Source organism: Actibacterium sp. 188UL27-1, from assembly GCF_016901225.1.
Classification (GTDB): Bacteria; Pseudomonadota; Alphaproteobacteria; order Rhodobacterales; family Rhodobacteraceae; genus 188UL27-1.
Genome location: NZ_JAFEUL010000034.1, coordinates 1 through 14,654, shown reverse-complemented (window position 1 = coordinate 14,654; position 14,654 = coordinate 1). Strand labels below are relative to the sequence as shown.

Annotated in this window: 16 protein-coding genes; 3 read left to right on the top strand and 13 right to left on the bottom strand. The window is 57.6% G+C overall.

Features of this window, described 5'->3' with window-relative positions; genetic code table 11:
• Positions 1-431 (top strand): recombinase family protein (locus IU397_RS22660; RefSeq protein ID WP_204417877.1); only part of this gene is annotated, 431 nt, incomplete at its 5' end.
• Positions 432-434: 3 nt separating this feature from the next.
• Positions 435-794, top strand: a complete 360-nt coding sequence (locus tag IU397_RS22655; protein ID WP_204417876.1) for a hypothetical protein — start codon at positions 435-437, stop codon at positions 792-794.
• Between the two features lie 141 nt (positions 795-935).
• Here IU397_RS22655 and IU397_RS22650 read toward each other — a convergent pair whose 3' ends face one another.
• The 13 genes from IU397_RS22650 to IU397_RS22590 all read right to left on the bottom strand — a co-directional run bounded on the left by IU397_RS22650 (position 936) and on the right by IU397_RS22590 (position 13,957).
• Positions 936-1,859 carry a hypothetical protein gene (locus IU397_RS22650; RefSeq protein WP_204417875.1) on the bottom strand — a complete coding sequence of 308 codons (924 nt, stop codon included), beginning with the start codon at positions 1,857-1,859 and terminating at the stop codon, positions 936-938.
• 59 nt (positions 1,860-1,918) lie between these two features.
• Entirely contained in the window at positions 1,919-3,409 is a 1,491-nt protein-coding gene (gene mobQ / locus IU397_RS22645) for a MobQ family relaxase (protein ID WP_204417874.1), read from the bottom strand.
• A gap of 633 nt (positions 3,410-4,042) precedes the next feature.
• On the bottom strand, positions 4,043-5,518 hold the full coding sequence (locus IU397_RS22640; protein WP_204417873.1) for a M23 family metallopeptidase: 1,476 nt from the start codon (positions 5,516-5,518) through the stop codon (positions 4,043-4,045).
• 5 nt (positions 5,519-5,523) lie between these two features.
• Positions 5,524-5,949 carry a hypothetical protein gene (locus IU397_RS22635; RefSeq protein ID WP_204417872.1) on the bottom strand — a complete coding sequence of 142 codons (426 nt, stop codon included), beginning with the start codon at positions 5,947-5,949 and terminating at the stop codon, positions 5,524-5,526.
• Positions 5,946-6,458: a hypothetical protein gene (locus tag IU397_RS22630; protein WP_204417870.1), complete on the bottom strand. Its 513-nt coding sequence runs from the start codon at positions 6,456-6,458 to the stop codon at positions 5,946-5,948. The genes IU397_RS22635 and IU397_RS22630 overlap by 4 nt, the downstream gene beginning before the upstream one ends.
• A gap of 20 nt (positions 6,459-6,478) precedes the next feature.
• Positions 6,479-8,836: a DotA/TraY family protein gene (locus IU397_RS22625; RefSeq protein WP_204417869.1), complete on the bottom strand. Its 2,358-nt coding sequence runs from the start codon at positions 8,834-8,836 to the stop codon at positions 6,479-6,481.
• Between the two features lie 3 nt (positions 8,837-8,839).
• The gene (locus IU397_RS22620) at positions 8,840-9,079 is read right to left on the bottom strand and encodes a hypothetical protein (protein ID WP_204417868.1); all 240 of its coding nucleotides are present in this window, start codon (positions 9,077-9,079) and stop codon (positions 8,840-8,842) included.
• Between the two features lie 420 nt (positions 9,080-9,499).
• Positions 9,500-10,360, bottom strand: coding sequence for a hypothetical protein (locus IU397_RS22615; protein WP_204417867.1), 861 nt, complete (start codon positions 10,358-10,360; stop codon positions 9,500-9,502).
• On the bottom strand, positions 10,357-11,514 hold the full coding sequence (locus tag IU397_RS22610; RefSeq protein WP_204417866.1) for a DNA cytosine methyltransferase: 1,158 nt from the start codon (positions 11,512-11,514) through the stop codon (positions 10,357-10,359). The genes IU397_RS22615 and IU397_RS22610 overlap by 4 nt, the downstream gene beginning before the upstream one ends.
• Before the next feature lie 78 nt (positions 11,515-11,592).
• Complete coding sequence (locus tag IU397_RS22605; protein ID WP_204417865.1) at positions 11,593-11,850, bottom strand: CopG family transcriptional regulator; 258 nt, start codon at positions 11,848-11,850, stop codon at positions 11,593-11,595.
• Complete coding sequence (locus IU397_RS22600) at positions 11,843-12,457, bottom strand: ParA family protein (protein ID WP_204417864.1); 615 nt, start codon at positions 12,455-12,457, stop codon at positions 11,843-11,845. Before IU397_RS22600 ends, IU397_RS22605 begins: the two co-directional genes overlap by 8 nt.
• Positions 12,458-12,510: 53 nt before the next feature.
• Positions 12,511-13,047, bottom strand: a complete 537-nt coding sequence (locus IU397_RS22595) for a hypothetical protein (RefSeq protein WP_204417863.1) — start codon at positions 13,045-13,047, stop codon at positions 12,511-12,513.
• 64 nt (positions 13,048-13,111) lie between these two features.
• Positions 13,112-13,957, bottom strand: coding sequence for a replication initiation protein (locus tag IU397_RS22590; RefSeq protein WP_204417861.1), 846 nt, complete (start codon positions 13,955-13,957; stop codon positions 13,112-13,114).
• Positions 13,958-14,422: 465 nt separating this feature from the next.
• Between IU397_RS22590 and IU397_RS22585 the strand changes: the two genes are divergently transcribed.
• Positions 14,423-14,654 (top strand): recombinase family protein (locus tag IU397_RS22585; RefSeq protein WP_204417859.1); only part of this gene is annotated, 232 nt, incomplete at its 3' end.

Here is a 14,654-nt window from a genome sequence, read left to right as displayed (position 1 = left end):
GTTCGAAAGCTGATCGTTTGGAGCTGCACAAGCTCATTGACCACTTGCGCCCAGAGGACGTCGTGATCGTTACGAAATACGACAGGCTAAGTCGGTCCCTTCAAGATTTGCTGACCATTGTTGAGTTAATACGGAAGAAAGGTGCGGGTTTTCGGTCCTTGGCGGAAGACATCGACACCACGACCCCGGCGGGACGGCTGGTTTTCCACGTTTTCGCATCCATCGCTCAGTTCGAGCGCGAACGGATTTCCGAGCGGACTCGTGAGGGACTGGCTGCCGCCCGGCAGCGGGGCAGGGTAGGGGGGCGCCCACCCGCTCTAACCGACGACCAACGTGATGAAGTGCGAAAAATGCGCGACGAAGACGGCCGGGGAATTGCGGAGCTGGCGCGCCTCTTCAAGGTCAGCCCTAACACCATCAGGCGAGCCTGATCTATGACCGACGACAATGCGACGTTGCAGCCGATCCATATTCCGCCGACCACGCTCCGGCGGTACGTGTCCTTCAACCGTGCCCTGAATCTTCGCGAACCTGGCGAAGATACCGGCGACTGGCATTTCAAGGTTATGTTCTTCTGCGCCGCCGATGAGCCGCAGAAGGTGGCAAGCCTTGCTGGCGAGGGAACGAAGATCGACACCACGCCTTCGCTAGGCGAGCTGGGCGTGCGCGACATGTCAGATGAGCTGGCCCGCAAGAACGTGAAGGCCATGAGCGGCCCGATCTACGTCGCCAACCACTACAGGGCCATAGCCGATCTCGCGCTTGCGGAACTCATGAAAGGGCGCGGGCCGTGAACCAATGGTTCGATACCGAGGACCAGATCGCGACGTTGGTTCGGGATTACCTAGTGCCTCTTGGAGACCAGCTCGTGGGCGAGGCATGGGAGGCTTACGACGCATGGCTGCCGACAATCCAGTACGAAAGCTAGATACCAGTCATCTCCAGAACGATAGCCAATCGACCAATTTTTCCCATCTCGACCGCTGGTCGATCATAAAACCGAACGTTTCTGCGAAGCCGATCTGGCCAAGGGGAAGCCGGTAGCTTCTATCGTTGGCAATAATTTGGATCACAGGACAAAATGTGGCTATGGCGTTGTCCACCGGCGCACAAGGCCGCTCTACGATACCGGTTTCGACGACCCTGCGAACATCGCCGTCCCGGTCAGAACCTCCAGACAGAATTGTCAGGGCTTGATGCGTGCCCAGCCCAAAACTCTCCTCAATGTATGAATACTGTAATCCGGCAGAGTCGCGCAGAGGAGCCTCAAGAACATGTATACCTCGACGGCCTGAGATAATCTCATGGCGCTCTGGTTCGACCATGTGCCACGGTACCATAATACGTCCATCGGAAACGAGTGATTGAAGATTTTCGCGAACGCGCGGCGGGAGGGGTCTGCGATAGACATACGAGAAAGGAAGTGTTCCGACTGGTGCGAGCGTTAAGGCACCTCCATTCCAGGAATCTCCTTCGAATGTGATCTCTTCGAAGAATTCCCATTTCGTCATGATTGGAGACCAATTTTGTAGCCCTCCGGGCCAACGTGTAAAAAACTCGTCGCTCATCGGTCTGGCATCATCTTGCGCTCTAAAATCGGTCATAAGTAGAGCTTGCCCCGAGAGATTTCTAATCTCGCCTGAGACTTCGATTCGAATTGAATGCGAAGAAAGATCGACCTCTACATTCGTTGCCCCAACTTCCAGAACAGGAACAGGGTCGGGCGGTGTCGGTAGCACCAATACGAGATAGAACAAAACTATCCCTGCTAGAACACCAGCTCCAACCCCTACAACCCATGGATTGTTAATCGAACGATTTCCGCCTTCTGTACCGCCGTTTGAACCTCTTTCTGTCACACGCAACTCCCATTACACCCATCATCTAGCTGCGATTATGCCAGCTGTTTTGGGATCTCCTAGGGCTTCAATGACGACGATGGGCTGCCGCGCGGTGGCGTCGGTGAAGCGTCTGGCTTCACTGACCCGCTGTCTGCTTTGTCTGGCGGTGGAGCTGGCCGGTTTTGCGCATCAAGGCGCTCTTGACGCAGTATGCTGGCGAGAGCTGTGACCGCGCGTTTGATCGTTTCGGCGACATGTCCAACGACCCACTGGACGAGGCTCTTTTCGACCTTGGCCCACGGTTGCGTTCTGTTTTCGGCGAGAGTGCTGCCGAAATCGCGTAACGCCACACGGTCGTCGTGAAGATCGTCCCAATCGGAGTATTGCTCGATTTCATCATCAAGCCGTCTGGCAGCGCGATGGTCTGTGGTGAGCAGAGCGCTGACCTCGCGCACATCCTGCACATTGGTTAGCTCGGGCAGCATCTTCTTAAAGATCGTCTCCACCTGCCACTCGGGATGATGAACCATGAGCGCCATGGCCGCGCTGTTGCGAGCATCGAGAGGCTTCTGTGGATCGAACATGGCCGCGATGATGTCGAACGCCTCCTGCTGCTCAGCAGAAGTACCATCTTCCGCATCAGCCTGATCAGATGCCGGGCTCTTCTCGGCTAGAGCCGCGATCTCTGCTTCGAGCTGTTGCTCCATCTCGTCTGCCCGCTTGCGGGCTTCATCCCGGCTCTTCCTCGCGGCTTTCCATGCCGCCACGTCTTGTCGCCATTTGTCGGGCATGGGTACGCCGTCCACCGTGCCCTTGTAGTCCGGGATCGGCTGGGCGGCCTCCATCGCAAGGTAGGGCGTTCTCGGCAGATGCGGCCGTGGTGTGTAGTTCAGCCGCTCGGCTTCGATCAGGTGCCGCCGTTCCTCGATCCAGTCTGTCGCCGCCCCAGCGGCCGATAGAGCCGCCTCGCGACGTTCCTCGATGCTCCGCCGGTCAAGGCGGACATCCACGCTGTTCCGTTCAAGCGCAGCGTTGCAGAGGGCGATCCATGCGTCTTTCCACTCATCCAGCAGCGCGTTGTCGTTCCACTCGCGGACCTTCTTGCCGAACCCATCCTCCCCCAACTCGCGCATCGTCAGCAGTGCATGAAAATGAAAGTTCAGCCCTTCGCCTTCGGCGGGGCCATGGATCGCGACATCGGCGATCATCCCCCGTTGCACGAACTGCTCTTCACAGAACTGCCAGACCAGCTCTTCGCGTGTCGTCTGATCCAGCTCGGCTGGTATCGACACCTCCAACTCACGGGCGAGCTGAGCGTCCTTTCGGCGCTCTGTTTCCTCGACCAGATTCCAGAGAAGGTTCCTGCTGGTGATCCATTCCGAGGCACCCTCCGGGGCGATGAGGCGGGTAGCCAAAACCTGCTGGCGGCGCGAGTAATCGAAGGATCGGAAATCGCGTCGGTCAGTAAGGTTCTCACCCGAGCGATAGGCTGCGGCCGCGATCACGTTTCGACCCTCGGATCGCTTGACCAGTTTGGCCTGAACATGTGCGCTTCGAACTTCTGTCATAGCGAGGCGCGTGAGCGCCGGTCCTCTCAAACTTCACGAGCGCAGCGTAGCCGTCAGGCGGAGCGAAGTAAAGTGTCCACATATACATTGCTTCGCAATGTGTGGACGAGGGGGCCGCTGTGCTCTTCCCTCGACCCTTCCGCTGCTCCGATCTTGCAACCCTTCGGGCCAGCGATCTGCGCGGCTTGCAACCCGTTGGGCCGCGCCTTGCCAAGCCTCCTCACGGAGGCTGCGAAGCCCCCATCCCCTGCCTCTAGGCGGGCGATGGATGGGAGCTTCGCGCGATGGACTCGATGGCTGGATTTGTCCTGTTAGCTCAGTTAGAGGGCCTGTTCCTGCCCTCTTTCCAAGGGGTGGGTTCTCGCCATGCTCGCTTCCTCCACCTGCGGTTCCGTGCAGCTCCGCGTGGCTCCGATCCCGGCTGCGCCGCCCTTGGAAATTCACCGACCCCGCTCGCCACGTGGCAGGGTTTGAAGCGAGGCTTCAACCCTGCTGCTCATTATGCTGTCAGCATCGCGTTGTTCACTGTTGGAAAGCCCGAAGAGTCCACGTGAGCGAGACAGCATGTATCGAGCGATTGTGGGATCTTCGGGCGGCGTGGAGCAGTCGAACACGATCTGGGTTCTGGACGACCTATTGTCCCGTCAGGATCAGACCGGACAACACGCTGGCTCGCGACCTCATAGACGCAGCCATGTTCGACCCGTTGCGCGCCGATCCGATAGCAGCGAGACCATACTGGATTGCGGCATCGCGAGCGTCCGAAGATGCCATGTTCGCCGTGGTCTGGGGATTGGCGGCGAGGGCCACGCCGAACTGGGTGACTCCGCCCATGCTGTTATGTCCGCCGTTGGAGGAAACCATCCCTCCATCGAGAAAATCCGCGCCCGGTGCACATGTCGGTTCCAGCGTCAGCCCGTCCGGCCGCGAGAAGCCTTGCCGCGCATATTGCTCGGCCGAGAGGATCGACGCCGTGAAGGGCACGCGGCGATGCAGGTACGTCTCCGGGTTCACGATATAGAAGGGAGCGGGAGCTGCACCCTCTAGGCTGGCACCAGCAAGTCCACTGCTGCCCTTTGCTCCGAAGAAGGTCTCACGATCCTGCAAGGGCCACACACGGCCCATGGCTTCACCGAATGAGGCCATGATCTCGCCAGCGACGTGAACCTCCAAGTGCAGGTGTGTGGCCCCCGGAGAGCCAGCATCGCCTTGCGTGATGACCACGGTGTCTGGCTGCACGCTGTTGCCCTGTGCGACCCGCCGTGCCTGCCCGTGAAGGTAACCGACGCGCTGTCGGCCGTCCGGGGTCTCCACGAAGACGCTGTTCGTCCGGTTCGCGGCCGAGAGAACAACTGTACCCGGCACCCCGGCATAGACATGTGCCCCCTCCCCCTCGGCGTTGGTGAGATCGAGCCCGAGATGATAACCGGCAGATGCCCGTCCGGTGCGATCCACACCGAAGGGCGACGTGGCACGCAGCCCGGCGGCGCTCATCAAGTCACGGTCGAAGCAGGTACCGACGCCGCCTGCGAGAACCGGCCCCGGCTCGATGTCGCCGGTGATACCTGAAACGTCATAGCCTGCTCCCCGGATCAGGTAGGTGCAGACAGAAACTCCATTGCCGTCCCGCGCCTGATCGCAGTCACCAGTCCGATGGTAGCGGCCAAGAGCGCCACCGTAAGCGCAGCCAAACTGGCAACCCTTGATGATCGAGCTTTGCGTAATGGTTCGGCACTGCCCACCCCAGCAGACCTGCGACCCGATCAGCTCATCGAAGCCGTTCCGTCTGGCGAGCTGCCATTCATCGGCCATGTAGCGACGATACGCGGATACCTGCGCCGTTGGGCTTGCGAGGAACGAAGCCAGCGAGCTTGGGTGATAGCGAATACGGGTGTCAGGGCAGAACTGGAACGCGCCCGCGCAGCCGAACTGGTTCACGCTGTCCCAATCACCTTCGGACGAGCTGACGGCCGACGCGAATTCCGCCAGTCCGGGCGGCATGCCCGCGTTGATCAGCTCGACCGTTGAGACCTGAGCTGTAGCAGCTCCGGGCAAAGCTCCGAGGATAAGTGCGAAAGCGCGAGCGAATGATGTTCGGGGAAATCTCATATTTGTCACCACGCCTGCTTCAGGTCGATCTCATTGCCGCATGCGGTCAGCACAAGCTCGACAGGATCGACGGTCATTGAGGAACGATCTTGGCAGACCATCCCGTGCGCACGGCCGAAGTGGCTGCGCAGCTCCGTGCCGTCTTCGGTTTCGATGCGGAATCGGAATGGACACTCTGAAAGGCCACACCACCGATCCACGAGAATCGACAGCGTGATCTCGCCACCATCGACGGGAAAGGTTGAATACCAAACAGACGGCTGCACGACCGAGCCGCCCTGTTCGACTTCTTCATCGGTGAAAAGGCCGGTAGGATCGGTCAGCGCGCCGATCTCCGTCATCTCGAATGAGATCGGAGCATCTTCAGCTATGACTGGCCCACATAGAACGGCGACAACGCAGACGATTGCAGTAGTACGTCGATAGATCATGTCGCCGCCCCCGATAAAGGATCGCGGAGCTGTGGCGGATTGCGACCATAAATCCAGCGGGAATTGACGCCGATCCACTCTTCGTTGCCATAATGGTCTGTGTCATGTCGGGTCATTTCGAACAAAATCAGACCGTTAGGATCGCGTTTGAGATCGAAGAAGGGTGGCAGGTCTAGCCGACCGAAAACACTTTGATGGAGGCGACCCTGTAGCCCGCCCCAAACCTTTTCCATTCCGACGCGGACAAGAAACACCGGTTGTTCAGGAAAGTCCGCTTGCCGCCAGTGCTCTTCGAGATACCGGGCTATCCGTGTTCGCTCCTGCTCGATCAGCTCAGCCGTTGGCCACGGGGTTTTCCAGTCCTTGGCGTCGAGCAATTCCTGTGTGAGGCCGGGCTGATAGTCGCCCACGATGCGATCCAGATTCAGGTGCTTCAGCGCCCCCTCAAAGCGAGCTTGTTGCTTTTTGAGTTTCTCGGCGCGTAGGCGCATCGCGCGGCCCGGTGCCATCAGAGCATTCCAAAGACGTCTCATTTCGGCGACCCCGGCAGACTGCGAATGCTGCTATCCTGCCCTTGCTTGCGCAGTTTCCCGAGCTGATTGTGAGCGCTACCGACGCGCATACCAGCGCTGCGAGCACCCATGTAGCCGAGACCACCCGCCATGACGGTCTTATCCGCAATGGCTCCGGGCTGCGTATAACGGCCCATACCAGCGCCGATCAGGTTCATGGCGGTTTCACCGAACTCGACAATGATCTGTGACCCGAAGAGGACCGTCAGGAACGCCAGCAGGACGTACACGATCAGCAGGAACACCATCACGACGATGCCGATGGTGCTGTTCACGGCCGTCGCCGCGAACCCTGCGAGATCAGGCACTGTGTCTGCGCCTGAAATCCCGTCGAAGAACATCAGACGGCCGAAGAAGGTGTGGAGGATGTAGAGCATGACCGAGATCACCATCATCGCGATCACGAGTCCGACGACAATGAAGAACGGGCGGAGGAAAATGCTCAGGGTCGCTAAAAGCACCCGCGATATGCCCGACCCAAACAACGTTGCTTCGCGTGCCGGTGTGAACATCTGCAAAAGCATAAGTGGCCACGCGAACATGATTTCGAGGATCTGAAGCAACCAGCTCATGATCGCCGTGAAGAAATAGACCATCGGCACAAGCGGCAGGATAATCATCATAATAAGCCCGACGATCAGCAGGGTGATGCCCACTCCGGTCAGGCCGGAGGACGCCATGCCCACGACCTCGCCACTTCCGAAGATAAAGTCGGCACCGCGGCCGAGGATGCTTTGGTTGGCGACCTCAAGGCCAACACCAGCGGTCAGGGCCGTGCCGCCTGCCCCGGCGAGGATCGTGCCCTGACGCTGGATCTGAAGCATAGGGTCCACGAAACCGAAGTTACCTTCGGCGGTGTGCGTTGCGACCGGACTGAAGACGTTCAGGATGCCGCGATAGAGGCCGTTTATAGCCCTCTGGTCGATGGCGCTCTGGGGCACCTCGCCCATGGCTGCATTCATCGGTGTTTCCACATCGGGCAGCGTCAGGTTCACCACGTTCGACGCGATCTCATCCCATGTATCCTGATCCGCGTCGGCCTTGGCGACCAGCTCGCGCGTGACACTGCTATTACGGACGCCGCGATTGTATCCCTGACCGCGCAGAAACTCGGAAATCTGGTTATTGCGCGCAGCCTGCATGGCCAGCGTGTCACCGGGAAACTCGATGGAGGTCACGGTCGAAGCCACACCACGCTGCCAGACTGGCGCGAGCATCCAGCCCTCGGTCGTGACCATGTTGAGTAATCCGTCATGTACGTCCTCGACAACATCCGACGAGATCGTCGTGGAGATCGCCGGGCCGCTCAGGTACGAGGCGACCGCTGCATAAACGGCCGCGCGGGAAGGTTCGAGCAGGGCTTCGCTATCGCGTTCACCGTTGTAGATCACCAATGCGACGGCCTGAGCTGCATCTGACAGCTCTGGCAGAACGTCTTCAGCCAGATGCGCGAATTGCTGTTGCGCTCGCCCTGCCATTAGGCCGACTTCAAGACCGCCACCATCCTCAATCGCAGAATAGCTGTCGGTCGCACCGACAGAACCGCAGTAGTTGGTCCGGCCGCTGAAAGCGGCTCCACCAGCCTCTTCGGCGAAGAACATCTGGTAGCTCATGCCGACGACCTGTCGGCCCCCTACCCCATCCCAGAAGCCGGACGTATCTTCGAGCTGAAGTGGCGACTGGCGGACCCGAATTGCACCGGTTGTTCCTGTGGTACTGATCTCTGCGGTCGTGATCTCATCATCGCCTGCAAGAATACGCTCGATCCGGTTCGCGTTCAGACCACAGAGATGCCCCGTGACCAGCGCGTCGAAGGCACCGCCAAACTGCTGCACAAGTCGGTCGGAGTCCGGCGGTATTCGCGCGAACGACCCCGAGGTCAGAGGTGTCCCGCTGAGCATGTCGTCGGCGATGTTGCGCCATGTCACGTCCGCGAAGGCGCTTCCTTGCAGCACCAGCCAGAGAACACCGACCTGGATCAGAGAGAAGCCGCCGACGATGGGGACGAACCCTGCCACCCCGAGGACAGTTCGCAGCACGGTGTATTTTGTGTCGGCCGACTGACCAAAGGTCTTCCCGTCCGCCGCCGTGTCGAAGATCATCGAATAGATCGTGTAGGTCAGCACGATTAGCATCGCCAACAGGCAGAAGGCGTTGAAGACCGTGAGGATCGTCTCCATCCAGTTGGCGACGACGATGGTGTCGTCGCCGTCGCCGTGCAGGCGAGGAATAATGCCTCCGAAGAGACGGGTGAGAATGTCTGCCGAGAAATCGTTGCCGATATCCGGCGGTACGAAAAGTTCATCGAACTCCATTGCCTATACCCTCCTGAAATCGTGCTTGAGCAGCACGCGGCCGTTGGCGGCAATAGCTGGCAAGATGATCTCGCCCGAACTCAGCTCATAGGCTGTCCCGGCGGCTTCTGCGCGACCATCGCGCTCTATGAACACAGTCCAAAACATGGCCGCACCGTTCTCGCGTTGGTATTGATCCGCACTGTCGAATAGCGATTTGGGTTGGCGGATCAGCGTGGAATCGTCTTCTATTGTCGTAGCCATCTTAACCTCCTTGCAGGTTGGGTTGGTCAGCGGCGGAGGCGCGGGGCTACGCGCCGCCGTCGCGCAGCAAGGCTGCCACAAACCCCCGTTAATGGCTAGGTGTTTTTTGAAAGTATTGGCTTGTAAGTCGTTGTTTTTCGGGTGTTTCGGTCTAATCTAGCTCTGGGATTAGACCGGCTTGATACATCTCAGTTGGGACGTGAAGATCGCACCGCTTGCGAGGTGCGGTGACGGAGCCAGCGCCGTTCCATGGCACGGCGAGCGTCCTTTATGGTCCGCCCTAAACGCTCATCATCAGCGCCGCTTCGGCTTTCAAGATAGACACCGAATGGCTCGATAACGACAGTGCGCCCGAGGCGCCGGGCGAACTCATGAAGCATCTCTGTATCGTCATCGGTCGATGCCATCTCTCCACCCCGACTACGAACGTCGAATGGGCGTCGGCTTTGACTCTCTGCGAACTTCTCCGGCCCGCACAATGCGTGTGGTGCGGACAAGATCGACGCCCTTCATGGCAGCCTCGAAGTAGACTTGGTTCAGTTCGTCATCATTACCGCCGAAGCAGCGATGCATGGCCTCCAGAATCCCGACGTTTCCGATAGCGTGTGGCTGCGGGTTAGGGTTATTTCGAGGGCTGGGTATCGTGCCGGGGAAGAGGTAGATACACGGCGGCGGCAGGCGGAAAGGACCAACTTCCGTGATGCGATCATTCCGTCCGGCAATCTTAGGGCACACCCGAGCTGCCGTGCCGCATAGCCAGTCCCAAACAACCAATCCATCCACGCGCTTCTCTTCTGCGATGATATCGGCCGAGAACCGGGTGTGAATGCCAGACCAGACGTTGTGCCGAGGATCGGCGCCCTTGTTTTGGCACACGCTCCAGACGATGAACTCATTGGCGTGCGGCGGACGCGCGGAAATGTTGGTATTGTTCCCGTCGAGACACCCCTTCAACTCAATAGCCGCGATCTTCCCGTCATTCAGTGTGACCGAATAATCGTGCCGGTTTGATCCACCCGCTTCGATCCATTCCTGAATGAAGCCTCCATCCTGCATGTGGTTCAGGATGTGCTTTACGAAGGTTTTCTTCTCGCCCATGGACGCAGAAATTTGCCCTCTCACGCGCTGGATCGAACCTTCGAAAATACCGCTTTCGTAGAAGTCCTTTTCCGTCATACCGAACGGATCGAGACGATGGGCTTGGGTCTTCAAGACCTCCGAGAATTGCTCAATTCGTTGCGTGAGCTTTGGGTCTTTTTTGCACGGTACTTCGTCGCTCATTTCACTTTCGCTACAGGCGCCTTTTCTGGCGGACGGGAGGCATCTGCACTCTTAACCACCGGTTCTAAAATGTGTTTTGCTATGTATCGCACAACCGGCACGGCAACGCCATCGCCGGTCAGATGGTACGCCTCGTTATATGCTTGCGGTAGCTCGTAGGTATCCGGCAGGCCCATCAAACGGGCTGTCTCCCGTGTAGAAATTAATCTTGAGCGTATGCGCTCACCATCCACCACGAGGATGAGCTGGCGCGAAGATCCACCTGCTGGTGTCCGAAGGCAGCCTGCTACGTCATCGAAGCGAACTTCTGCACGTTGCACCTTGATGCCATAGTGATAGCGCGTGCGCTTGTAAACACCACCGACCATGACCACGCCAGCAACCTTTGCTGTTTCGACCTTGGCGAGGTTCACGTCGCTCATCATCGACAGCAACGCTCGTGTCTCAGCAGCTGTATGCCACTTCACCGATGCAGGCTTCGCCTCGATTACATCCGCAAACCGCATCTGACGCTTTGAAGGCTTCGGCATTTGCCACCAGAGCCATGACGCCTTCAGGTGATCTGGCAGTTGGCTGTGCGCCTTCTTCAGAGCTGCTGTGTGCCATGGAGCCATTGGCCCTGTCCCGGTCTTCACCGCTTCAACACCCTTCGCGATGGCAATGATAAACAACCTTGGTCGAGACTGCGGTACAAAGTGCGAAGCGTCAGCGATAAAGGCACCATAGCGATAGCCGAGATTGTCTAGTGCCTCGCAAATGGCCGTGAAATCCGCACCCTTATGTGAGGTCAGAGTCCCAGCAACGTTTTCGAGTGCGATCACGGTTGGAGCACGACCTGCTTTTTTCAGTTCTTCGATCTGTGCGATGAAGGGCCAGAATGTACCCGAACGATCACCTTTAAGCCCTGCCCCGCCGCCCGCCAGTGAAAGGTCTTGGCATGGAAATGAACCCCATACGAGGTCAGCTCGGCCGGGCAGATCATCGAGGCTTATGTTGCGGATATCGTCCACGACCATCTCGCCCTCGCCCCAGTTCTTCTGGTAGGTCACACCCTTCTTGCGGTCAAAGTCATTGGCGAAGACACACTTCCAGCCTTGGCCCAATCCTGCGCGCGCCATTCCTCCACCGGCGAAGAATTCGTAGAACGTGTTCATGGGCGCCTCCTGTAATGTTCTTTTTTTGTTCCGTAAACTCTTAAGTAAGCGTTTACGCGTAGATGCGGATTTACGTAATTACGCATTTATGCTGTCCAAATAAATGGAAAGTGCTTCTTCTAGAATGGCTTGATGGGTTTTGTCGGTTTGCGCCGCATGCATCCTGAGCCGACGATATGTGTCTCCATCGAGGGCGAGTGTAAGCCGCTTTTCGCCTTCCCGCTTCACCTTCTTTGCCGCCGAAGCAGAGGTCGCACCACGTTGCGGGATACCGGTGTCGGTCGGGCTGCTTCTCGTGTTTAAGAGGCCATCGAGCGCAATTGGTTTCTTAGCCATTGAGAAGTCCTTTCACGTAACTCCAGACTGCTGCGATCTCGGCCGCGGCCTTGTCGTCTGTGGTCTCGGAAACGCCCTGCCCTGTGGCACCAGTCTCAGCATAGGCAACACGCTGAGCGATGTTTACGGGTGCAACCCGACCGTGCTGGGCAAGGACTCGCGCCGCTTCTTCCGTGATCCGCGCCCGAGGGGTTTGCGAGAGAGCAAAGGCAAACGGCACGTTGGCTGCATCGACGGCTGCTATGGTCGCTCCGACAGCGCGCAGATCATCAGGTGACGGTTTCACTGGTATCAGCACAAGATCGGCCACGCTCAGGGCTTCTGAAAGCCATCCCGGTGCGGCTGGTGGGGTATCAATGATACAAAGATCGAACTGTGCCTTAGCCGCTTCCAGTGTCGCCCTCAGCGCTTCTGGCACTGGATCACGATCAAGCATCGCAGGCGTGTCAGCATCGCGGCTTTCCCACCAGCCGCGCAGCGACCCTTGAGGATCGAGGTCCAAACATAGGACTGAGCGTCCGTCGCCGGTAGCCGCGACTGACAGATTGCGAACCAGTGTGGTCTTGCCCGAACCACCTTTCTGAGATGAAACAAGTATTGTTTGCATAACTGCTCAATCGCACATTTACGTAAATATGCAAGCGCGGATTTCCGAACTTGCTATGAAACGCTTAGATCGGAACCGAACGCCTGCAAAACTGTAGGGGGACGGCCTTGGCTTATCGCCACGTCGATGAGGCCCTCGATGCCTGATACAATAGTTCGTGCAGTCACTTCCTGCCCTTCAAGAGTTGCCCCGACTTCGAGCACGAGGTTTGTAATAGGTTGGTTTAGCAGTACGCTCATGACGAAGAACTCACCCTCTTCGCGAACCCGCGAGACGAACTCCACGCCATCGCGCACCTTGCCTGTGGTCCATTCTTCGCGGACGCCGCGTACAGCAACTACTCCCAGATTTTGCGATGACATCACGCCATTGGCATCTGTGATGTAAGTCCAGCTCGTGCCCAAGAAATGAACTGTTCTTCGATAGGTTCGAGGGGCTTCGCCAGCGTTAAACGGACTCATGACGATATCGACAGTCGCTTCCTTTACACGGCCATCAACGGCTCTCAGGGCGTAGTTCTTTGTTCTACCTTCGTCATCGAATACCCGAACAACTTCGATACCCAGTTGAATCGTTGATGTCGCCTTCATGAGAAGTACCTCCGTCTTCTATGTTTACGTAATTACGCAAATGAGCAAATATGTAAGTGCGTATTTATAATGTCTCGATTACTCCATCCGCAAGCTCTTCGACCGAGCCGGTAATGCGGGCTTTGCGACCCACACGTGGCCGTTGCAGCTCAGCGTATGCTTCCTTCCGGCCCTCGATGTCCTTAGCGCCCCAGCCAATAAGCACACCGGTGACCCGGCGGCCTGTCTTCTGGGGCATAACAGTCACGGTGAAGTCGGATAGTGCGTTCACCTCTAAGAGAGCAGGTTTGATCGCGTACTGGTTCAGATTGCCGTATGTCTTCAATTTCCCGGGTTCGACACCCAACAGTTCCCGGAAGTCTTCCAGCTCGAAATGCTCGGTGAAGACGTGCTGAAGGCGGACCCGGCGCGCGACCGCTTCATACAACGCCATGGCATACTTCGATGTGAACGAACGCAAGACTTCGAGTTCGAGCTTCGCAAAAACAGTTGAGTCCCTCAGTAACATGGCTAGTTCCGGCGGGATCGCGTACTTCAGCGTTCCTCGTCGTCGCTTCGGGTCGGACAAGTTGTTCCAACCGAGTAGCTGAACACGATCAGTAGAGCCATCTGGGCGCTCGATCGTGACCACGGTGGTCATGAGCGCTTCAATGGACTGGACGAGACGGTCGTTGCTGTCGTGCGTGTCTCGCAGCTCAGCCGTCTCTATCTCGAAGCGCCGATTTTCAGAGGCGAGGTCGGGGCCAAAAGCATGTCGTAGGAGCTGGTTGAAGAGGCGGCGGTCCGCCAGCGTCAGCTTCGAGGCCCCCTTAACTTCAATCAGTTCCGCAGGCTTCACCATCTCGCCCATGTTGGGCGCGATATCGAGAGTCCGCTTAAAATTAGTTTTCGGGCGGTTGGGTTCCGGCACGGTTTTACTCTTAGCTCTACTCCGAATCAGAAGCTAAGATATTAGGTGGCGTTCGGCAACAAACTAATTCACCAGCCCAGAAAGGCTTGCGAAAGAGCTTGCGAAGGGGCTTGCGGTTTAGGCTTGCGAAAAGGCTTGCGGTTTTCGAGGACGTAGCGGGCAGAAGGCATCGGGAACCGCCCCGAACCTAAGCGTTTACCGCCCCAAACCTAATAGATAACCGCCCCAAACCTAAGCGCTCATTGCCCGATTCCTAATACTTCGCGTGATTTTGTGTGTTACATCATATACTTAGAGGCTCTGAAGTAAGAAGATTCTAGAAGAAAAAGAAGAAGGATGATGGGCAGGTGCAAAGTTATCCACAGTCGGTCAGAAAGGATCGTTTGTGGAATATGCTGAGAAAGGTGATATTGACCGAACCACAAACCCCGTTCAAAACGTGGTGCGTTTTGGGAGGTTTTTGGAATGCTGGTTGGCTATGCTCGGGTATCCACACAGGACCAGCATCTTGATGCTCAGATCGAGACCCTAAAGGAGGCTGGTGCCGAACGGATATGGTCTGAGAAGGTGTCCGGTTCGAAAGCTGATCGTTTGGAGCTGCACAAGCTCATTGACCACTTGCGCCCAGAGGACGTCGTGATCGTTACGAAATACGACAGGCTAAGTCGGTCCCTTCAAGATTTGCTGACCATTGTTG